Origin of the sequence: Franconibacter sp. IITDAS19 (genome assembly GCF_023079515.1) — a bacterium.
Classification (GTDB): Bacteria; Pseudomonadota; Gammaproteobacteria; order Enterobacterales; family Enterobacteriaceae; genus Franconibacter; species Franconibacter pulveris.
On record NZ_JALJCP010000001.1, the window covers coordinates 124,653 to 145,733 of the forward strand.

Consider the following 21,081-nt stretch of genomic DNA (forward strand, 5'->3'; position numbering starts at 1 on the left):
CTGCTTGCTCCGGCGCGCCGATCAGGTTTTTGCCAGCGCAAGGCGCGCTCTGGCGCTGACGGCGGGCGCCTGCTGCTCCCTGATCTGCTCAAGCGGCGCCGGGCGGCCAATGTAATATCCCTGCAGGATGTCGCACTCATATTTTTTCAGCAGCTCTTGCTGCTGCGAGTTTTCGACCCCTTCCGCCGTCACGTTAAGGGAGTAGGCTTTACCCAGCCCAATCATGTTTTTGACGATAAGGCAGGCGCTTTCGGAATCAGCCATCGGAATAACAAAAGAGCGGTCCAGCTTAATGCCGTCGAACGGGAAGGTTCGCAGATAGCTCAACGACGCGTAGCCGGTGCCAAAATCATCAATCAGAAAACGCACGCCCATCGCCTTGAGCTGTCGCATCATCTCCAGCGCGATATCCGGCGCTTTCAGCGTGGCGTTTTCCGTCACCTCTATCTCAAAACGCGAGGGCGGGAAGCCGCTCTGTTCCAGCGCGCTATGGACCCGCTCAACCAGCCCGGGCGTCTGGAACTCGCTTGCCGAGATATTCACCGACAGCGCCAGCTCCGGTAAGGTTTGCTGCATCGCCCGGCACGCTTGCAGCATCACCCAGTCGCTCAGTTCGATAATCAGCCCCGTCTCTTCCGCCAGCGGAATAAACTGATCCGGCGTCAGCAGGCCAAGGCGAGGGTGCTGCCAGCGCACCAGCGCTTCCACGGCGTATACCTGGGCGGATTTGATGTCGTAGCGCGGTTGATAAACCAGCCGCAGCTGGTCTGCGCGTATCGCCTCGCGCAGCGCCTGCTCCATTTCACGCCGCTGCACAATCTGCTCGCTCATATCAGGCTGGTAAAACACCCACAGGTTATGCCCGCTGGTCTTGGCTTGATACAGCGCGATATCGGCAAAGCGCAGCAGGTCGTTGGCGTCGGTCGCGTCCTGCGGCGCCAGCGCGATGCCCATGCTCGCGCCGATAAAAATCTCATGGCCGTTAATCTGGTAGGGGCAGGTGATCGCCACGATCAGCTGCTGGCAAAGCGTTTCCACCGCCGCCCGGCTGCGAATATCCGGCACGATCAGGATAAACTCATCGCCGCCGTGCCGGGCCACCAGACCGTTATCCCCCAGACAGCGGCGCAGGCGGCTGGACATTTCATGCAGCACGTCGTCGCCCGCCGCGTGGCCGAAGAGATCGTTGACCGGTTTAAATTTATCCAGATCCAGCATGATCATGGCGAGCGGCCGCTCTGTCGTGGGTTTGGCCCGCAGCTTGCCTTCGAGAAACGCTTTCATCTGCACGCGGTTCGGCAGACCGGTGAGTTCATCGTGATGGGAAAGGTAGTCAACCCGCTGCTGCGCTTCTATCTCAAGCGTAACGTCCGTCGCGGTGCCGCGAAAACCGCGCTGGCCATTCATCATGGTGACGTTTTTCAGCGTCAGGTTACAGTAACGCTGGCGCTGCTGGCCTGAAAGATAGCGGCAGTGGGTCAGCGTCAGGTTGTTTGCAGACTGCGGGTTTTTCAGCCACTGCGTCAGCGCGAAGCTGTCGTTTTGCAAAAACTCCGTTAACGGCTGGCCCAGCCAGTCGCCGATGCGGTAACCGGTAATAGCCGGAAAGCGTTCGGAGATCCAGGTGAAGCGCAACTGCTCGTCCGTCTCCCAGATCCAGTCGGTGGCGGCCTCGGCGACATCGCGAAAGCGATTTTCGCTGGCCGCCAGCGCGAGGCGGCTTTGCTCCAGCAGAAAAGTATTTTCATCATTACGCTGCGCTTTCAACAGCGTATTGCGCATCAGCATGAAGGCGAATACCAGCGTGGCGAACATCAGGAACACCAGCAGCGGCAGCACCCAGGTCAGCAGTGCGCCGCCGGGGTTGTCGCTGCGCCAGACAAGCTGGATAGAGCCACCATAAACCGGCAGCGTCAGGCTCGCTTGCGGATAGTTCGCCACAGGCGTAGCGGGGGTTTTCACCTGCGTATCGTGGATGCCGTATTCAAGCCCCATGCTTTGCAGCTTGCTGAACGTAAGACGATCGACAAAAACCAGCATTGACGCGGCGCCAGGTATAGGCGTCACGTTAATATCGCTGCCGGGCGTAATCCAGGCGGCGGCCAGCAAAATAAGTTCGCCCTGGGCGAGCATCAGCCGGGAAACCGGTTTGCCTTGCGAGCGCGCCAGCGCCTGGCGCAGTTCAGGCGTCGGGTTCCTTCCCAGCCAGTCCGCCAGTGTCCGGGACTGGCGCTTGCCATTAAGAATGCTGTAGCGCGTGTCGTCTTTCCCGTCGAGCACGAAAACGCCTTCATAACCAAAGTTCTTGTAAAGCGAAGCGCCGAGGTTCTGCTTATCCCAGGCCCACGCGGGATTAACCCGCCGGTGCAGGTTTTCGTAAGCTTCGCCCCAGGCGGCGTTGTCCTGAAGGTGGGAGCGGATACTGTCCTGACGGCTGAACAGCGCCTTGCGCAACAGCAACCGACTGTGATCGTCGGCGTGCTCATTAAGATCGTGGGCAATGTTCAGCAGCGCGAAAATGGCTATCAGAAAAATAACCCCCAACAGCGATACCAGCACCGCCAGCGTTTTTTTAATGCTTTCCTTGATGCGGCCCGTAAACGGCTCAGCATGCTTACCAGAAATGATGTTCACCTGATGAAACCTCTTTTTATTTTTTATTCGGGCGCAAGACATGCTCCGCCTTAAACCGTTATCGGCACAGGTAAGGGAGAATGTGATAACGGAATGGGAATTTTGATGAGCGTCACTTAAGTAACGAAATTGACAGCAACGTTACAGCCACAAATGTCATACCAGGCGGCAGCCTTTTCATTTGCCGTCGCCACAGGCGCATCCTGGCCCTTCCCGGCAGGGCCTTGCTTTTCCTCTTATACTCGTTATAGCCCTACGGCAGTTAAGGAGATCTTCTCTATAAAGCGTCACGATGACGATAACTATTCGTGTGAGGTCCTATGTTGACGGAAACGCAAAAACAATTAGTGAAAGATACCGTGCCGGTGCTTAAAGAGAATGGCGTGGCGTTAACGGATTATTTTTATAAACGTATGTTGCGAAAGAACCCTGAATTAAAAGAGGTATTTAATATGGGGCACCAGCGCAGCGGGGCGCAGGCGAAAGCGCTGGCGGGCGCCGTGCTGGCCTATGCGGAAAATATTGATAATCCTGGCGTGCTGGCGCCGGTCATTGAGCTTATCTGCCATAAGCATGTGAGTCTGAATATCAACGCGCCGGATTACGATATCGTTGGCGAAAACCTGCTGCATTCGATAAGCGAAGTGCTCACCATCCCCATGGATCATGAGCTGATTGGCGCCTGGGGCGCGGCTTATCAGGATCTGGCGGATATCTTTATCGCTACCGAGAAGAAAATCTACGAAGCGCACCAGAACACCGAGGGAAGCTGGCTCGGCTGGCGTAATTTCGTGGTGGATAAAAAGGTCAAGGAGAGCGCGGAGATAACCTCGTTTTACCTGGTAGCGAAAGACGGTAAAGCGCTGCCTGACTATAAGCCGGGGCAATATGTCACCCTGCGCATTTACGTTCCGGCGCTGGGCATGAAGCAGCCGCGGCAGTACAGCCTCTCCAGCAGCCCCGGCGATAACTACCTGCGTATCTCCGTCAAGCGTGAAGAGGCCCGCGCGCCGGGGCAGGACCCGGGCTACGTCTCCTCCACGCTGCATAAATCCATTAACGAAGGCGACACGGTGGAGCTGAGCGCGCCCACCGGCAACTTCTATCTGCTAAACCCCGATAAAGACAACGTGCTGATAAGCGCAGGGGTCGGCCTGACGCCGATGATCTCTATGGTCAACCATCTGCTGGCGGAAACCGCCGACCCGCACAGCCATCCGGGGCAAAGCGGCGGCGAGGCGGCGGAGCGAAATAAAAAGCAGATCTATTTCCTGCATGCCGCCCGCGGTTCTGACGTACACGCCTTGCGCAAGGAGATTAAGGCGCTCGCGAAAGAGAACCGCAATCTGCATGTGTTTATCGCGTATGAAGAGGTGAAGGAGCATGACGTGCAGGGCGCGGATTACCATCTGCACGGGCGGCTCGATCTCAGCGCAGTGCCGCCGTCGTACCTGCCGAAAACGGCGGACTATTATCTCTGCGGCCCTCTCCCTTTTATGCAGGAACAGCACCGCGCGCTGATTAACGCCGGGATCCCGCAGGCGCAAATCCACAGCGAGGCGTTCGGCACCGGCGGCGTCGTTTTCTGACCAGACAATACAGGCCGGGGCGCCCGGCCTGTTCATTGCCCGATAAACCTTACTCTTTCACCGTTTCGCGATAGCGGTTTTTCCCCACCACCTTTCCTTTCGCGTCGTAAATGGTAAAGCTCACCAGAAGCTCGCCCGCCGCCTGCGGCGTGATGTTCAGCGTCTCAATCTTGTTCAGGCTATCGGCGGCCAGCGTCCGGCGCGTCTGCGACGCAAGCAGGGTGCGGTTATTCTGCGTCACAGTCCATTTTAACGTGCACGCCCGGCAATCGGCGAAGGTGTCATTAATGGCCCACAGCCCAACGCTGCCAGGCTGGCCTTTTTGCCAGACGGCGGTCACCGGTTCGATGGAGGGCAGCAGCGGCTGATAGGCGCGCTGCAGGGCGTAATAGCCCGCCTTGGGCTTACGCAGGTAATCCACCACGCCCCAGTTTATCGAAGGCCAGGTCTCCACAAACATAAACTGGAACAGCGCGGTGACCGGCTGGTAACGCTGGCGTCGGTAGCTCTCCGCCGCTAGCGCCACCAGTTGCGCCTGGTAGCGCTGGGTATTATGGATAAACGTTTCCAGGTTCTCGCCGCGCGGGATGTGGGCGAACTTAAAGGTCTGGAACGGCTGGAAGTTATGGTATTTCCAGCGCGTCCAGCCCGGGTCGTCCGCCGCCGTGGTGGCGGGCCAGCGCAGCTGCGGCGGAATAATGGTCTTCAGCGTCGCCAGGTCCGGCAGCGCCTGCGCGCCGAATTCGGTGATGATGCCGGTTTTGGCGGGCGCCAGCATGTCGCGCATGGTGCCGAAATACCACCCCTGCCAGTAGTGCTCTTCGACCGCGGAGAAACGGTGGACGATGCGCGATGTGTCCTCCGCCAGCGCATCCGCCACGCGCTCCGTCAACATCCGGTTGAGATTGTTATTCCAGTCCGGGAAGCGTTTTTCCATCCACGGCGAGTTCCATGGCGGCTCGTTGTGGCCGCCCCAGGCGATAATGGCCGGGGAGTTGCCAAACTGCGCCACCATCTCGCGGGTCTGGCGCGCCGCGTTGTCGGCAAACGCCTCGCTGTTGTTATACCCCCACTGGAGCGGCACATCCTGCCAGATCATCAACCCCATCTCATCCGCCACCTGATAAAGCGGCCGTCCCGCCACGTGGCCATGCACGCGAATGGCGTTGGCGTTCATCGCCAGCACCAGTTGAAAATCGCGGCGATACGTTTTCGCCGTCATCTCGCTAAGCCAGGGCGAGCCGATGTAGTTGGAGCCTTTGATGAAAATACGTTTGTCGTTAATCCGCCAGCCCTGGTTATCGGGCATTTCCTGCGCTTTACGCAGCCCGGTACGGGTTTTCGCCACGTCCATCACCCCTTGCGCGTCGTGCAGGCTCGCCCGAATCTGGTAGAGATGCGGCTTGCCGTAGCCTGCGGGCCACCAGAGCTTCGCGCCGTCCATCGGCAGCGTAACGCGCAGACGCTGCGCCGTTTTGCCGGTGGCGCTGAGCGTCACGGGCTGCTCAAGACGAAAGCTGTCGCCGGCAAAGTTAGCGGGGGACGCCGTCAGGCGCAGCGTGGCGTGACGGTTTTCGCGGGCGCGGTAAACTATCTCCGCACCCAGGCGGGGTTTCTCCAGGCCCGCTTGCCAGTCGGGGCGTACGATGACCTCGTCAATCGCCGCGCCGCGGCTCAGGTGCAGCCGCACCGGCGCCCAGATGCCGCCGGAGTTGGCGTCCTGGCCCTCCGGCGACCAGGCGCCGCCGGGGCGCGTGTCGTGCTGGTTCAGCACGCCCTTGACCATGTTTTTATGCAGCGGCCAGATAGTTTTTGGGTCTTCAAACGGGCTGTCCACTTTCACCGCCAGCCGGTTATGGCGGCGCAACGCGTCGGTCGCATCCAGCGAGAAGCGCTGAAAATAGCCTTCGTGGCGGCCGAGCGGCTGGCCGTTAAGCGTCACATCGGCAAAGTAATCCACGCCGTCGAAGGTGAGCGTCGCCAGCGTATCATCGCTAAGTTTCGGCAGGGTAAAGGCGTGGCGATACCAGAGCGCCCCCTGGTGATCGCGTCCCGCGCTGTACCAGTTGGCGGGCACGCGCAGAGGAGACCAGCCGTCATCGCGGGCGCGCACGCCGTCAAAGGCCGGGTCGTTGGCGTCATGGGCGCGCCAGTCGCCGGCAAGAGACCAGGTGACCGGCAGCGCAGTCGCCTGAGCGAAGGCGGCAACACAACACCACAGCGCAAGCGCGTAACGTATCATCGCTTCTCCTCTCTTCGTTGCAGCCAGGCGACGACGCGGGTTTGCTCCTGGCGCAAGGCTTGTAACAGCTGGTTAAGGTGCGTCTCGCTCAGGGTTTTCGCGCCGGTTTCCAGCTGGCGCAGCAGCTCGCCCAGCCGGTTAAAATCGAGGGTGATGGCTTCGCCGCGCAGCTTATGGGCGGCGCGGCGCAGCGCTTCCCGATCCTGCCCGGCGATGGCCTGTTCTATCTCCGCCACCAGCAAGGCTATCTCGCTGCGAAAAATCGCCATCAGCTCGGTCACCAGTTGCGGGTCGCCGCCGCACTGTTCAAGCAGCGCGGCTTCCACCGGCAGCCCTTCGTCCGCAGGCGTCGTTTGCGCGTTTGGCGCGGGCGCAGGCGCCGCGGTCGCCGTCACGCGGTTAAGCTCAGCGGTCAGCGCTTCCCGCGTTATCGGTTTGGCGATATAGCCATCGAAGCCCATCGCCAGACAGCGCTCTTTATCGCCCTGCATGGCGTGAGCGGTCATGGCGATGACGGGCTGACGCGCCCCCGCGCGCTGCCGCTCTTCTTCGCGCAGCAGCGCGATGGCGGTTTCGCCGTCCATGTGGGGCATTTGCAAATCCATCAGCACCACGTCCCAGTTCTCTTCGCGCCAGCGCGCCAGCGCCGCGGCGCCGTCGCCCACCGTCTCGCAACGGTGCCCCAGTTGCTCCAGCAGCCGGTTCGCCAGCCGCTGGTTCACCAGATTGTCTTCCGCCAGCAGAATGCGCAGCGGGCGCTGCGGCGTCTCACCTGGCGCGGGCTGGGGCGAGGCGGCGGACAACGCGGCGGGCGCGGCGGGGCGCAGCAGCGCATTGAGCGCCTGATGCAGTTCGCTCTGATCCACCGGCTTGTGGAGGTAATGGGCGATGCCGATGCGCTTAAGCGTGTTCATGTCGAAATGACGGTTCATGGAACTCAGCATGATGATGCGGCTCTGTCGCGCCTGCGGCAACACGGAGAGCTCCAGCGCCAGCGAAACGCCGTCCATGTCGGGCATTTGCGCATCCAGCAAAATCACCGGGAAAGGGGGCTGCTGCGACACCTGAACCAGCGCCTCCCGGGGGTTATCCACGCACCGGGGCGCGAGGCCCATGGCGGTCAACATCGCGTTCAGCAGCCGCAGGTTGGTGGCGTTATCGTCCACCACCAGCACCCGCTCGCCGCTGAAACGCTGCTCTTTGCGGTTGTCGCTGACGGAAAGGGCGCTTTCCAGCGCCAGCGAGAACGAAAATTCGCTGCCGAGGCCCGGCGCGCTGGTCACCTCAAGCAGGCCGCCCATCATGCCGACAAGCCGCGCGGAGATGGTCAGCCCAAGCCCGGTGCCGCCATAGCGCCGGGTGGTGGAGCTGTCCGCCTGGCTGAAGGCTTCAAATATCAGCTGCTGCTTCTCAGCAGGAATGCCGATGCCGCTGTCGCGCACGCGAAAGCGCCAACGGCCCGCCCGTTTATCCGGCTCTATCGCCAGCAGCACTTCGCCCTGATGCGTAAACTTCAGCGCGTTGCTTAAGAGATTGGTGAGGATCTGGCGCAGCCGCACGCTGTCGAACCGCAGCACGTCCGGCACCTGCGGGGCGATATCCACCAGCAGCTCCACTCCCTTTTCACTGGCGGCGGGCATCTGCGGGCGGATGAGCGTCTGAATAAAGGGGCGGATAGCCAGCGCCTCTTCCTCCAGCTCAATTTTCCCCGCCTCGATTTTTGAGAAATCCAGGATGTCGTTAATGATGTGCAAAAGCGACTGGGCCGAACTCATCACAAGGGTCAAATAGTCGCGCTGCTCGGCGTTGAGATCTGTTTCCAGGCACAGCTGCGTCATCCCCAGAATGCCGTTCATCGGCGTGCGAATTTCGTGACTCATATTGGCGAGGAAGGCGCTTTTCGCCTCGTTCGCCTGGCGCGCCGCTTTCGCCGCGTCAATGGCGATAAGCTCCGCCTCTTTACGCCGGGTAATATCCTGCAGCGTGCCGATAACGCGCTCCATTTCGCCGTCCATCGTGAGCGTGATCACCTGGCCGGAGAGCAGCATCCAGCGCCAGTGCCCCTGCGCATGCCGCACCCGGATCTCACACTCAAACACCGGCTGGTGGTGTTTGCGCGCCTTCTGCATCGCTTCACGCAGCACGGGGCGGTCCTCTTCATGCACCAGCCCCTGAAGGAAGCGCGCGCTGTAATGCCACTCGCCGCGCGGCTGGCCTGTGAGCATCAGCAGCGCGTCGTTAACCTGCAAAATATCGGGCGTGACCTGCCAGTCCCAGATGCCGATATGAATGGATTCCGCCGCCAGCAGAAAATCGTCATGCAGCAACTGGCGGGAGTTGCGGGCCATGTCGAGACGCGTAATGTCCGTGTGCAGGCTGACGATGCCGCCATCCGGCAACCGCTGGTGTTGCACGAAGACGCGGCGCCCGCTCGCGTGGCGCACTTCGCAATGGTTATCCTGGCGACAGTTGGCGACGATGGAGGCCGCCAGCGCCTGGCGACGTCCCGGCTCGGTATCGTAGGCGGCGTCAATAAAGCGGACCGCCAGCTCTGAGAGCGTGGCCCCTTTATGCAGATGCGGCGCGAGCGTCGGATAAAAGCGCGTGATGTTCTCATTCCACGCCGCCAGCCGTTCTTCGGCGTCATAAATCATCACCGCCGCCGGCAGGGCATTAAGATCGTATTGCGAGTGCGCGTTCATGGCTGCTCTCCCGCCTGATAGTGCAGCTCCGCCTGGCGGCGCAGATACTCAAGCCCTGGCGCAATCGACATCGCCCAGGCGGTCAGCACCTCTTCGTCGCACAGCGGGTCGCGCTCGCGCACGGTATTGAGCATCGCCAGACGCCACAGCGCGAAGAAGCCCGGCGGCAGGCCAATCCCGCCGCTGCCCTGGTCGCGGGCCAGGCTTTCCAGAAAGTCAGGCACGAACAGCGAGCCGTCCACCGCCAGCATGGCGAAAAAACTTTTATGGATAAGGCGGCGCAGGTCATCGGCGTTCACCGCCTGGAAATGGCGCTCCGTTTCCGGCGACATATGGATGAACTTCTCGTAAAAGGCGTTGAAAAAGGGCGTTTTGTCATCCTGCGGAAAAACCCGGCTCAGGCTTGCGTCAAACAGGTCGCGGTAGAATTTCATTTTCTGGCCTCCGTACGGCGCTCGCCCGGCAGGCAGAGGCCCGGCGAAGTAAACGTGTCCTGCGCCCGCTGGCTGAAGTAGCTATCGTTTTCGATAAGCCCGCCGCGCAGCAAAGGGCCGCCGTGCGCCTTATAGAAGAGCGCCTCCAGCACCGTGGCGTTGGTGGAGAGCGTCACCATGCGGTTGTAATCGCCGGTCGCTTCCACCCGGCCTTCGTACCAGCCGCGCTTGTCGTCGAACATCCGCTGCGCGACGCGCATCAGGGCGTCGGTATAAGGGGTTTCCCAGAGCGCCCACAGCGCGAACACCGCTTTGGTGGTGACCTGCGCCCGACGCGGGTAATACTTGCCGTCGTCGCCAAGCGTATTCCAGGCAAAGCCGTTGCCCCAGACGGTGTCGGCAACGTGCCAGGGCGCTTCGCCGACAAAATAGTCGGCGCGGGCGGTCAGCACCTTTTCTTTTTCCCAGCGGGTTTGCTGAGTGAGATAGACGAGATTCGCCCGCTCGCGCAGCGACTGACTGATTTCGTCGTTGATGCCGGGCGGCTGCCAGCCGAACTCCAGGCCCGGCAGCATGTAAGGCAGGGTAGAGATAAGCGAAGGCTGCCAGGTGGTGCGCGGGTCACGGGCGTCTACCGCCAGCGCGCGCTGGTAAATAATCACGTTCTGCGCAGGCGGGTTCAGCGCTTTTTGCGGGTCGAAGCCCCAGAGACGAAACGCGCTGGCGGCATACTCGCTTTCGCCAAGACGCAGCTCTTCGCGAAGCGTCGGCGCGCCTTCCACCAGCATTGATGACCACAGCTCCCCGTGCTTATCGACAACCGGGCAGAAATTCCAGCGCAGCACGATGCGCTCAAGGTACTCCTGATACTGCGGCGCCCAGTCGGCGGTAAGGCGCAGCGCCAGCAGCAGGCGGGCCATATCGCGGGCCGACCAGCCGCTTTTCACCGGCTTGCCGGCGAAATCGACCATGGTGGCGGACTGGGTGGAGTACATTCGCCCCGGCGTGCGGCTCTCAGAGAGCATCAGGCGGTTGAGCGTGCCGAGCAGGCGCGTCAGCCGGTCGTCAAACTCCGCCTCTTTTACCAGCCCCAGCTCACGGGCGGCGAGCAGCGCAATCAGCGTATCGCCCATCTGCCAGAGGGTAACGCGCGGCTGCTTGTCGCTGCCGTTCACCAGCCCCGTCTGCGGCTGGGTGTTATTGACGAAGTAGCGCCAGGCAACCGCGGCCCATTCGCGCTCCTGCGGCGTCAGGGCGCTGATGCGCGCCGTGGTGTGCCAGCCTCCTTTGGTGAGCCAGCGCCAGCCCGCGCCGTCTCTTGCGGCGAACGCAAAAGCGAGCAGGGCTATCAGGAGCGCCAGCAACAGCAGGCGGCTTACTGTTTTAAGCATGAGGCGGTCACCGGAGGCAATTTGACAGGCGCATCGTCCTTACAGGAGGCGCACTGGCACGCCTGGCAGGAGGGCGCTGTGCGCAGCGCGGTGCCGGTCTGTTCGCACCAGTTCTTCACGCCCGGCGTCGGGTCGATAAAGGGGCGGTTGCGGCGGGTGTTGTTCTCCTCAAACAGGTTGACCAGCTTTTTCTCCCACAGCGACGGGGCGAAATCTTTGTTTTTGGGCTGGTTGGTGTTAAAGCGCAGCAGCTTGCCCTCTTTTTTGAACAGCAGCGCCTCCATCATGATGCCGTTGTTGTTGGCGGTGAACTCTTTGATAGGGCCGTCGCCGTTTTCATACAGCCCTTCGTAGTAGCCAAGGCCTTGCTGGCTGGCGTTTTCAATGGTGGTCAGCAGGCGATCGGTGTAGGGCGAGTCCCACAGCGCCCACATGCCCAGCGCCGCTTTCAGCGACACCGCCGCCGAGTTGGGCACGTACTGGCCTTTATCGGTAATGGTGTTCCAGTTAAAGCCGTCGCTGAAAACCGTGTCGTAGACAAAGTAGGGCGATTTATCGAGCTGGTGCTCGGAACGGGCGGTTAAAATGCCGGTAATGGCGTAACGGTTCTCCTGCGCCTGATAAACGCGGTCGGCGAAGTTTTTCATCCACGGGTGGGTAAAGTTACGCGGGCTGTCGTCGCGGTCGGTGGGGTTATCAAACCCAAGCTCCAGCCCGTGCAGCAGATAAGATTCGGTAACGACATAGTTATGCTGATAGGTCTGGCGCGGGTCGCGCGAATCATAAGGCACCATCACGCAATAGATTTCCGCCAGATCGTAAGGCTCCGGCCGGTTGGCCTGGCAGGTGTTGAAGCCCCAGAGCTGGTAGCCCGCCGAGGCGTACTCTTCATACCCCAGCCGTCCCTCCTGCACATATTTCGGTTTGCCGTTTTCAACTACCGCGCCGTAGAGCGTGCCGCAGGGGTCGACGACGTGGGAGAAGTCCCAGCCGAGCACGATGTTATCCACGCTGTTGCCATATTCCGGGTAGCGCTCTTTGATGATTTTCAGCCACAAAAGCATGCGGCCGATATCCAGCGCCGAAAAGCCGATATCGCCGGGCTTGTTCAGGTAGTTCACCTTCTGGCCGTTGATGGTGTTATAGGCTTTGTTCGGCAGCTCGTTGTTATAGAGCTGGATGGTGTTGAGCGTGGCGAGAATTTTCAGCATGCGGCGGTCGAACTCCGCTTTATCAATAATGCCGAGCTCGCGGGCCGCGGTCATGGCGGCAAGATACGAAGCGCTGTCCCACATGGTGGTGGACGGGTATTTGTTTACCGCGTTCACAAGCCCGGTAGTCGGCTGATAGTTGGCGACGAAATATTGCCAGGCGTTTTTCGCCATCGTCATCTCCTGGGCGGTGAGCTCGCCGCTGCGCACCGGATAGCCGGAGGCGGGCAGCTCCGTTGCGGCCTGGGCGCCGCTTAACAACAGACCGAGCGCCGCATAGCCGACCCACCGGCGAAACAGGGACAAACAGTTCAGCTTCATGGCGTAGCTCCTGCAAGAGAAGAGGGGCGGGGCGGGGTATCGTTCAGGCAGGCCAGGCACAGCAGTTGGCCATGCGCGATGAAGGAGAGGCTCTCTAGCACCACCGCGTTCGTATCCGCATCAATGACGTTATTTGTGCTGTTATTCAGGTTCAGCCCGCGCTGCCAGCCTTTGCCCGGGACCTGCAGCGCCTGCACCTGCTGGCGCAGCGCCTCGCTCCACTCGTTGCGAAACAGCGCATACCAGGCGAAGGCGGAGCGGGTTGAGGTGATGGCGCGCTGCTCCGGCGGCATGTCGCTTAGCAGTGGCTCGTTAACCGGCGGCTGATTGGGCCGATCGCGCGTGTAATCGGGCGCCGGCTCGGCGTAATCGGTGCTGATGGGCGGCTTACGCACCCGCAGGCTGTGGCGGCGCTGCTGAATTTGCATAATGCGCCAGGCGATTTCGCCGCTCTGCGCGTCAAACCCGCGCTCAAGGCCGGTAAGCAGATAAGGCAGGCTCACCAGCGAGGGCTGCCGCCCCCACGGCGTGCGCAGCCCCTCGTCCGGCACCATGATGCCGTCGATATCCATCATCTGCTGGCCTTCGGGCGGGTTGGTGACGGCAAGCCCCGCCGCGCTGTCGATAAGCCGCAGCGTGTGGCTGGCGTAAAGCCGGTAGCCAAAGCTGTTGCGCGGTTCGTCCGTCGCCAGCGTCCAGTGGCGCACCGGCAGGGAGTCGCGGGTGGTTGCACCGGTGGTGATGAGCGCGCCGGTTTGCCACTGGCTGAAGAGATCCCGTACCTCCGCCGCATGGCCCGGATAGCGCCAGAGCAGCGTTTCCAGCGCCATCAGCAGGCGGCCCATGCCGATGGCGGAGCTGTCGGGCTTGCCGAGGATCGTGAGCGTGTCGGCGTGGTAATAGGCGGCGGGCAGGCCCTGCGCGTTCAGCGGCAGCTGGCCCAGCGCGAACAGCGCGGCGGTGATGCGTTCGTCAAACTCCGCCTGCGTGATGACATCGAGCTGGCGGGCGGCGAGCGCGGCGAAAAGGTAGCTGCCGGTGCTCCAGAGGTTCAGCCAGGGTGCGCCGTCATGGGCGTTGGCGAGGCCATTGGGTTGCGTGTTGTTGACGAAGTATTGCCAGGCGACCCGCGCCCAGACCGCTTCGTTGAAGGTCAGCTCGCGCGGCGCCGGCAGCGGCGGGAAATTTTCGCTCAGCGTCATGCCCGCGCTGCTCTCCACGCGGGTCGGCATCTGCCGCTCCACCCAGACCACAATGGCGAAGCCGAGCAAAAAGCCGAGCAGGATGGTGATGTAGCTGCGGGCGCTCAGCAGCGCCTCCCCGGTTTTCATGACGACGCCTCCTCGTCGGCGGGCGTCCACATCGCCGCGAGAATAAGCGGCAGCATGGCGGCGATATTCACCGCACCCCAGAAGATGTTAATCACATAGCCCGACGGGTCATCCACCTGGCCGCGCGCCACCTGAATGCCGCCCCAGATAAGCCCGGCGAGCGTCAGCGCCACGATGGCGATTTGCGGCTTCACCAGGTAGAGAAACCGTCCGGTCTGCCGCTCTTTCGGCGTCACGTGGAACTTGATCTGCTCGCCCTTAAGCACCGTGTTCAACGCCCGCAGGTTCATGGAGAAAAAAGCCAGATACGAGGCGCGCCCATCCCAGGCGGAGATCCCCCACGTGCCGAACATGAACGCCAGTTCGGAAACAATAAAAAAGGGCAGAAAGTGAAGGTAAAACGGCGTCGACCAGGCGGAAACCGGCGGGATCCCGGTAAAGAGGTAGACGATCGGCGAGATCAGAAACACCGTGTTCCAGACGCAGGCGAGATAGGACCAGAAGGTGGTGCCGTACATCAGCGTTTGCGGCAGCGAAAGCTTAAAACGGCGGCGGCTGAAGATGTTGTCGTGAAACAGAATATCCAGCGAGCCTGCGGCATATTTGAAGCGCTGGATTATCCAGGTCAGCATATCCTGCGGCGAGAGCATCTTCGACTCAATGCGCGGGTGCATCACCGAGCGCCAGCGGCGCGCGTCGTCGCCGTGCAGCACGATGGAGGTATAAATATCTTCCGAAACGTGAAATTTATAGGGCGTCAGCTCGGTGTCAAACGCCACGTGCGGGCGCATGGCCTCCTGCAGCGCTTCGCGCATCGCCGGGTCCTGAATGTCGCGGGTGTGGCGCTCAATCTCCTCTTCCACGTTCCACACATAGCTTCTGAGCGCCGCCTGCATTACCGCCTCGCGACGGTGGACAGAGGCCGCGCCGCAGCAGAAGGCGGCGTTCGCCCAGTTGCGGCGGCGCAGGATGACGTCATAGAACATACGCGGATCGTTAAAAAACGGGTCGCGTCCGAGCGTGACGGGGCCAACGATTTTCTCCAGCGTCCAGCCCAGCGCGTAGCCCGGTTTGCCCGTCCGACGGGCCAGCCAGCGCGGCAGGCGTTCGCCTTCCGGCAGGTCGAAGAACCACTGCGGCGTCTGCACCCAGGCGACATCCGGGTCGCGGAAGTAGCCCAGCGTATGGCTGAGCAGGGTAGGAAAAACGCGGGTGTCGGCGTCGCAGATAACCAGAAAATCGCCATCGGTCTGCTCCAGGCCGTTTCGCAGGTTGCCCGCCTTGTAGCCGATGTTGGTTTGCCGGGTGATGTAATTCACCCCCTCTTCGTCGCAGACCGCTTTCATCTCCGGCCGGCGGCCGTCATCCAGCACGTGTATGCGGTAATCCAGCGGAAAGGGGTAAGCCATTTTCAGCGCGTCGCGAATGGAGAGCCGCACCAGCTCTACATCTTCGGAGTAGGTGGCGATAAAGAGATCAACCTTCACCGGGCGCGGCTCGGTATGGTCCTGCTCCGCGAGACACTCGTTGATATCGGCGGGCGGCGCGAGCTGCGGCGGGTCGACCTCTTTCCACAGGTTGATGGTAAAAAGCAGCGTGCCAATCCAGGCGAGGGTTTCCGCCAGCGCCAGCGGAATGGCGTACCAGAGGGCGTCCATATTCAACGAGGACATCCAGCGCCAGCGAATATAGTTAGCGCCAAGAATAAGCCCGGCCACCGCGAGTATTTGCCAGGCAATTTTCACCCAGCGCGGCGTTTGCAATGGTTCAGGCGGCAAGCGTGATTCAAATCGCGAGAAATAAAACCCCATAGCAACCGGTGTCCTGATGTTTTAATAATTCATGGAGAAATAATTTGCCAAAGCAAATGATCAGCCTGTCCGTGTTTAATAAACCTGATGAAAATAAACCTAATAGTGAGTGTAGATGGCCGCCGTTAACTTTCCAGAAACGCTAATGAATTTGAATCTTCAGTTCTGCTTTATTTTATGATTAGTAGTGCTAAAGGATATATTTTCTCTTTTTAAAACAGCGCGAATTTTGCCGTTAAAAGCGAACTAAGCTATTAAATTATATCCCGCATCGTTTTTTTGAGGCCTGCTGAACGCCATGTCCATAAGCCAGACTGCACCTTCGCCTGCGAAAGAAAGGCTGCTGAAATCAGCGGCCTGGCGTTATTCTCTGGCGGATAAACGCGATTTGCGCATCGACTTTATGCGCGGCATCGCGCTGGTGATGATGGTGGTGGCGCATACCGAGGTGATGTCGGTATTTAATATATTTACCTGGGAGCGTTTTGGTTTAACCACCGGGGCGGAAGGATTTGTCATTCTTTCAGGTTTTATGTTGGGAATGCTAAACCGCCAGCGTTTGCAAAAAGCATATTTATTGACGGTATCCTGGGGGCTCTGGCAGCGGGCATGGAAAATATATCAGGTAAATATCATCATCATACTTTCTATTTATCTGTTATCGCACCTGCCGTTTATTAATACTTTTGAGGTAACGCATTTTACCGATCGTTATTCCGGCACCGCCTGGGCGCTTTTTCCCACCACGCCGCAAATTAAAGAGACGTGGTTTAACATCGTGCTCTATTTGCAAATCGGCCCGCACCAGACGCAAATTCTGGGGCTCTATATTTGCCTGCTGTTGGTCAGCCCGCTCTTTTTATGGCTATTGATTAAGCGCAAAGCGGCCTGGCTGCTCGCCGGGTCGCTGGCGGTCTATTGTCTCTGGCAACGCTTGCCGGTGCGCGTCACCGTTTCAGAGTTTGAGTTCGCCTTTCCGCTGCTCGCCTGGCAGTTTATCTACGTTATCGGCATGACCTGCGGCTGGTACAAGGCGGAGCTGCTGTCGCTTGCCCGCACCCCGCCGGGCAAAATCACGGTGGGCGTGCTGGTGGTTATCGCGCTGGCGCTCGCGTTTGTGGCGCAAAACCACACCAACCCGTTTATGCCGCCCGCTTTGCTGATGCACGTTATTTCGCCTGCGGATTTCAACGCGTTTTACCACACCTGGGCTGCGAAAAACGGTCTTGGCCCGGTGCGGGTGCTGAACGACATCAGCCTGATGGTGGCGGTCTATTTACTGCTCACTTATTGCTGGACGCCGCTCTGGCGCGCTGCCGGCTGGTTCTTTATCCCGCTGGGGCAGCATTCGCTTTACACCTTTATTTTGCATGTGTACGTGGTGCTGGCGGTAAGCCAGGTGGTCACTTTTGATTTATGGCGCGAAGCCTGGTTCACCAACACCCTGGTACACGCTGTGGCGCTGGGCGTGCTGTGGTTAATGGCGAAATATGACGTCGGCGCGCGCTGGATACCCAACTGAGGGAAAAGAGGATGCGGGAAAAGGTCTTGCTGGCAGGCGTTTTGCTGAGTGCGACGCCCGCCGCGTATGCGGCGCAAACGCAGACAAACCATGACGAAACCCTGCGGGACAGCCAGGGCGAGCCGGTGCAGGCGGGGGTCTTCACCAGCCGCTGGGGACGGCTTTTTTCCGGCAATGACAAGCCCTTTTCCGGCGCGTTAAGCTTCAGTTCCGGCCTGAAAGAGCAGTGGATAACCATTCCGAACAGCTCACACAGCGCCGAACAGAAAAAGAAGATCAATCAGACCCTGAACCTGAGCCTGCAATACTCGCCTTACAGTTACTGGTTCGCCAATATCACCACGCGCATGCCGGTCACCGATACCAGCCGCTACACCACGGATTTTCGCTACAGCTTCGGCTATGACGACTGGCACGCCAACACGGTAAGCCTGGTTTACAGCAACTATGGCGATAACCACTTCTGGCCTTCCGGCAACGACAGGCGCACTTACTTTGAGCAGGGCGCGGTTACGCTTGCTTATAAATTTTCGCTGCCGAAGCCGCTGGAAAAGCATCTGCTGATTAACAAAGGCGATTCCCTTATCTGCCAGGCGGGCTACAGCTGGGTGCCTCGCTATTATGACGTTGAAAGTAACGGCCTGAAGAAAAATAAAAACGTCTTGCTGGGCGGCTGCGGCTACACCTTTAAGCAGCACTTTTTTATTCGCGCCACCGCCTTCTGGTATCCCGACCGCAGCCAGCAACAGCCCTGGAACGGCGACTACAGCTACAGCTTCGGCTACGCGGGCTATACGCCCGGTTCGTTCTCTGTTCAATACGCCAATTATGCCGGCACGCGCTTTCCGGGCCATCAGAATGGCAACGCCAAATTCCGCGAAGGCACGGTCAGCCTTATCTGGTATTTACCGCTTTAAGGAGCTGCGATGTCGCAACATGTACTGATTGTGGATGACTCGCTGGTCTACCGCCGCCTGCTGGCGAAAATGCTGGCGCAATGGGGCTATCAGGTCAGCGAGGCGGAGAATGGCGAAGCGGCGCTGAACATCCTCGCGCAGACCGCCGTCAACATGGTCATCAGCGACTGGGAGATGCCGGTAATGGACGGGCTGACGCTTTGTCGCGCCATTCGCGAGCGGCAATTTGGCCACTATGTTTACATCATTTTGCTCACCGCCCGCGAGAGCGCCGACGATCTGACCGAAGGCTTTGACGCGGGCGCCGACGATTTTCTCAGCAAGCCGGTGAACCAGAGCGAACTGCGGGCGCGGCTGCACGCGGGCATCCGCATTCTTGAGCTTGAAGCAAGCCTGGCCGCGCATAACACGCGGTTAAGCGAAGCGTTAGGGCAGATAGAGCAAGATTTACAGGCTGCCGCGCGGCTGCAGCAGTCGGTGCTGCCGTCGCACCGGCTGCGCTATCAGGACTATTTCGCCGACTGGCTGTTTTTGCCCTCCGCCTGGGTGTCGGGCGATATCTTTAACGTGTTTGCGCTCGATAACCATCTGGGGTTCTATTTTGTCGACGTGGCGGGGCATGGCGTTGGCGCGGCGATGATGTCCCTCGCTGTGGCGCGGCAATTTTTACACGGGCGCGTGGTGGAGCGTTTCTTGTTTGACGAGCAGGGCGGCGTGACGTCGCCTGCGGAAGTGGTGCGCATGCTAAACGAGAGGTTCTGTAGCGAAGAGCCGGACATCGTCAGCTATTTCACCATGATTTACGGCGTCATCGACCTGCGCAGCGGGGAAGGGCGGTTGTGTCAGGCGGGGCATCCCACCCCCTTTATCGTGACCCCGACCGGCGAAGCAAAAGAGACCGGCAACGGCGGCGCACCGGTGGGGCTGTTTTCGCACCTGGCGTGGGAGGATACCGCCTTTACCCTCAATGAGGGCGAACGGCTATGCCTGTTCAGCGACGGCATTACCGAATGTGAAAACCCGGCGGGCGAGCAGTTTGGCCAGGTCCGGCTGCAAGCGTGGCTACAGCAGCATGCCGGATTTACGGTAGAAGCGCTGTTGCCGCGCTTTGGCGAGCAGCTGGTCCACTGGCGCAGCGACGCGGGCCGCCACAGCGGAACGATGACTGACGATGTGTCATTGCTGATTATTGAACGCAGAGGAGTTGCCCAATGAATATCGAAATCGAACGCCACCCCGCCGTCAACGTGTTGACGCCGGCGGTAAGACGCCTTGACGCCTCGGTTTCCGCCGCGTTTCGGGATGGCGTGGCGCGGGAAATCAACGCGGAGCCGAAATCGGTGATTATCGACTTTACCCGGGTCGATTTTATCGACAGCAGCTGCCTCGGCACGCTGGTTTCGCTGCTCAAGATGATGAACGGCAAAGGCGAACTGGTGGTCTGCGCGCTGAATCCCGGTATTAAAAATATGTTCGCGCTGACCAGAATGGACCGGATATTTACCATCAGCCCCGACCGCGCCTCGGCGCTGTCCCGTTTTAACCCGTAACGTTATGAACGGTTCTGTGACGTTTCCGGCAGCCTTAAGCGCGCTGCCCGACATCGCGCAGTGGTTAGCGCAACACATGGCGCCTTTACCGGTGGACGACGCGTGGCGCTATGCGCTCGATCTCGCCGTGTGCGAAGCGGCGGCGAACATCATTCGTCACGCGCTGAACGAGCAGAGCGACTGCGTTTTTAGTGTGTCTTTCGAGCGCCAGCCTGACGAAGTGCGCGTAGAGTTTACCGACCGCGGCGCGCCGATGCCGGAAGGCGCCATCCAGAGGGCGTGGAACAAAATCGGCAGCGACAGCGAAATGGATCTGGAAAGCGGCCGGGGCGTGATGCTTATTCTGCTGAGCGTGGATGAATTCAACATTGCGCGGCAGGATGGCGAAAACCACACCACCCTGATTAAGCGCACCGACTATTAAAGAGGCCCCGGTTCTGCTGGGCGGTGCGCTGAGCGGCGGCAACAGGCCCGCAAAGGCCTTAATGTTGCTGGAAAATGACGTGGCCGAGGCGGGCGATGGCGGCGTTGCTCTGCGAGAGCGAAGCGTCAGTTTGGGTGATATAAATGGCGACCACCAGCGGCGTGCCTTTTTCCGGCCAGACCATGCTGATAATCGAGCGCGAGCCGTAGCCGCCCGCGCCAGTTTTATCGGCGATCGTCCAGCCCTTTGGCAGCGATTGGCGCAGCAGCGCGTCGGCGACTTTATCGTCGATCATCCAGCGGGTGAGCTGTTTACGCGACGCTTCGGACAGCGCATCGCCAAGCAGCAGCGTTTGCAGCGTCCGGCTTATCGCTTGCGGGGTGGTGGTGTCGCGCTCGTCGCCGGGTCGGGCTTCGTTCAGCGCCGGCTCAACGCGGTCAAGGCGCGTTGTCTTGTCGCCGTTGGCGCGTAAAAACGCGTTGACGCCCTGCGGCCCGCCCACTTTCTGGCTGATGAGGTTGGCGGCGGTGTTGTCGCTGTAGCTGACCGCCGCGCTGCACAGTTGCAGCCAGTTCATGGATTGCGGGGCGGTGTGCTTTTCGGTCACCGGCGAGTATTCCACCAGCCGGGATTGATCGAATCGTACCGCCTCGGTGAGGCTGACTTTTTTCTCGTCCGCCTGCTTTAGCAGCGCGCCGCACAGCAGCGCCTTATGGGTGCTGTTCAACGGGAAGCGTTCATCGCCCCGGTAGCTGGCGGTTTTGCCGGTGGCGGTGTCCAGCACCGCAACGCCGATACGGGCGTTGAGCGTTTTCTCTTCCTGCTGCGCGGCGGCGGTCAGCTGTGATAAATCGACGGCGTGGCTGAGCGTGGCGCTCCCTAACGCGGCGGCGGCCAGCAGCCGTACTACACCTTTTATCAGCATTATCAGTCCTTTTAATGAGCGTATTCAGGGGCAGGGCGAGTATAGCCGCTGAAAAGGACTCAGCGCCACCGCGCGGC

15 protein-coding genes are annotated in these 21,081 nt (G+C 60.2%); 6 read left to right on the top strand and 9 right to left on the bottom strand.

Annotated elements, in window-relative coordinates; genetic code table 11:
* Positions 1-21: 21 nt before the first annotated feature.
* Positions 22-2,634: an EAL domain-containing protein gene (locus MT962_RS00740; protein ID WP_348773162.1), complete on the bottom strand. Its 2,613-nt coding sequence runs from the start codon at positions 2,632-2,634 to the stop codon at positions 22-24.
* A 320-nt stretch (positions 2,635-2,954) separates the two neighbouring features.
* Between MT962_RS00740 and hmpA the strand changes: the two genes are divergently transcribed.
* Entirely contained in the window at positions 2,955-4,223 is a 1,269-nt protein-coding gene (gene hmpA, locus MT962_RS00745; RefSeq protein WP_152526295.1) for an NO-inducible flavohemoprotein, read from the top strand.
* A gap of 49 nt (positions 4,224-4,272) precedes the next feature.
* Here the strand turns inward: hmpA and MT962_RS00750 are convergent, their stop codons facing one another.
* Genes MT962_RS00750 through MT962_RS00780 form a run of 7 tightly spaced genes read right to left on the bottom strand, consistent with a single transcriptional unit; the run spans position 4,273 to position 15,666 of the window.
* Entirely contained in the window at positions 4,273-6,465 is a 2,193-nt protein-coding gene (locus MT962_RS00750) for a sugar-binding domain-containing protein (RefSeq protein ID WP_247364143.1), read from the bottom strand.
* Complete coding sequence (locus MT962_RS00755; RefSeq protein ID WP_247364147.1) at positions 6,462-9,167, bottom strand: response regulator; 2,706 nt, start codon at positions 9,165-9,167, stop codon at positions 6,462-6,464. Before MT962_RS00755 ends, MT962_RS00750 begins: the two co-directional genes overlap by 4 nt.
* On the bottom strand, positions 9,164-9,601 hold the full coding sequence (locus tag MT962_RS00760; protein ID WP_024557753.1) for a globin: 438 nt from the start codon (positions 9,599-9,601) through the stop codon (positions 9,164-9,166). The genes MT962_RS00755 and MT962_RS00760 overlap by 4 nt, the downstream gene beginning before the upstream one ends.
* Positions 9,598-10,992, bottom strand: a complete 1,395-nt coding sequence (locus tag MT962_RS00765) for a DUF3131 domain-containing protein (protein WP_247364148.1) — start codon at positions 10,990-10,992, stop codon at positions 9,598-9,600. Before MT962_RS00765 ends, MT962_RS00760 begins: the two co-directional genes overlap by 4 nt.
* Entirely contained in the window at positions 10,977-12,524 is a 1,548-nt protein-coding gene (locus tag MT962_RS00770) for a DUF3131 domain-containing protein (RefSeq protein WP_024559864.1), read from the bottom strand. The genes MT962_RS00765 and MT962_RS00770 overlap by 16 nt, the downstream gene beginning before the upstream one ends.
* Positions 12,521-13,855, bottom strand: coding sequence for a DUF3131 domain-containing protein (locus MT962_RS00775; RefSeq protein WP_048887297.1), 1,335 nt, complete (start codon positions 13,853-13,855; stop codon positions 12,521-12,523). The genes MT962_RS00770 and MT962_RS00775 overlap by 4 nt, the downstream gene beginning before the upstream one ends.
* On the bottom strand, positions 13,852-15,666 hold the full coding sequence (locus MT962_RS00780; protein WP_247364150.1) for a cellulose synthase catalytic subunit: 1,815 nt from the start codon (positions 15,664-15,666) through the stop codon (positions 13,852-13,854). Before MT962_RS00780 ends, MT962_RS00775 begins: the two co-directional genes overlap by 4 nt.
* 298 nt (positions 15,667-15,964) lie before the next feature.
* On the opposite strand from MT962_RS00780, the gene opgC reads away from it, so the two are divergent.
* The 5 genes from opgC to MT962_RS00805 are packed head-to-tail and all read left to right on the top strand — an operon-like array spanning position 15,965 to position 20,079.
* On the top strand, positions 15,965-17,188 hold the full coding sequence (gene opgC / locus MT962_RS00785) for an OpgC domain-containing protein (protein ID WP_247364154.1): 1,224 nt from the start codon (positions 15,965-15,967) through the stop codon (positions 17,186-17,188).
* Positions 17,189-17,199: 11 nt separating this feature from the next.
* Positions 17,200-18,105 carry a hypothetical protein gene (locus MT962_RS00790; RefSeq protein WP_188723078.1) on the top strand — a complete coding sequence of 302 codons (906 nt, stop codon included), beginning with the start codon at positions 17,200-17,202 and terminating at the stop codon, positions 18,103-18,105.
* 9 nt (positions 18,106-18,114) lie between these two features.
* Entirely contained in the window at positions 18,115-19,320 is a 1,206-nt protein-coding gene (locus MT962_RS00795; protein ID WP_024557760.1) for a SpoIIE family protein phosphatase, read from the top strand.
* The gene (locus MT962_RS00800; protein WP_024557761.1) at positions 19,317-19,655 is read left to right on the top strand and encodes an STAS domain-containing protein; all 339 of its coding nucleotides are present in this window, start codon (positions 19,317-19,319) and stop codon (positions 19,653-19,655) included. Before MT962_RS00795 ends, MT962_RS00800 begins: the two co-directional genes overlap by 4 nt.
* A gap of 16 nt (positions 19,656-19,671) precedes the next feature.
* Positions 19,672-20,079, top strand: coding sequence for an ATP-binding protein (locus MT962_RS00805; protein WP_235147524.1), 408 nt, complete (start codon positions 19,672-19,674; stop codon positions 20,077-20,079).
* Positions 20,080-20,137: 58 nt separating this feature from the next.
* Here MT962_RS00805 and bla read toward each other — a convergent pair whose 3' ends face one another.
* Entirely contained in the window at positions 20,138-21,004 is an 867-nt protein-coding gene (gene bla, locus MT962_RS00810; protein WP_247364157.1) for a class A beta-lactamase, read from the bottom strand.
* Positions 21,005-21,081: the final 77 nt, after the last annotated feature.

Coding starts and splice junctions, on each gene's coding strand:
- hmpA (WP_152526295.1), top strand. CDS start 2,955: ATGTTGACGGAAACGCAAAAACAATTAGTGAAAGATACCGTGCCGGTG.
- MT962_RS00750 (WP_247364143.1), bottom strand. CDS start 6,465: ATGATACGTTACGCGCTTGCGCTGTGGTGTTGTGTTGCCGCCTTCGCT.
- MT962_RS00755 (WP_247364147.1), bottom strand. CDS start 9,167: ATGAACGCGCACTCGCAATACGATCTTAATGCCCTGCCGGCGGCGGTG.
- MT962_RS00760 (WP_024557753.1), bottom strand. CDS start 9,601: ATGAAATTCTACCGCGACCTGTTTGACGCAAGCCTGAGCCGGGTTTTT.
- MT962_RS00765 (WP_247364148.1), bottom strand. CDS start 10,992: ATGCTTAAAACAGTAAGCCGCCTGCTGTTGCTGGCGCTCCTGATAGCC.
- MT962_RS00770 (WP_024559864.1), bottom strand. CDS start 12,524: ATGAAGCTGAACTGTTTGTCCCTGTTTCGCCGGTGGGTCGGCTATGCG.
- MT962_RS00775 (WP_048887297.1), bottom strand. CDS start 13,855: ATGAAAACCGGGGAGGCGCTGCTGAGCGCCCGCAGCTACATCACCATC.
- MT962_RS00780 (WP_247364150.1), bottom strand. CDS start 15,666: ATGGGGTTTTATTTCTCGCGATTTGAATCACGCTTGCCGCCTGAACCA.
- opgC (WP_247364154.1), top strand. CDS start 15,965: ATGTCCATAAGCCAGACTGCACCTTCGCCTGCGAAAGAAAGGCTGCTG.
- MT962_RS00790 (WP_188723078.1), top strand. CDS start 17,200: ATGCGGGAAAAGGTCTTGCTGGCAGGCGTTTTGCTGAGTGCGACGCCC.
- MT962_RS00795 (WP_024557760.1), top strand. CDS start 18,115: ATGTCGCAACATGTACTGATTGTGGATGACTCGCTGGTCTACCGCCGC.
- MT962_RS00800 (WP_024557761.1), top strand. CDS start 19,317: ATGAATATCGAAATCGAACGCCACCCCGCCGTCAACGTGTTGACGCCG.
- bla (WP_247364157.1), bottom strand. CDS start 21,004: ATGCTGATAAAAGGTGTAGTACGGCTGCTGGCCGCCGCCGCGTTAGGG.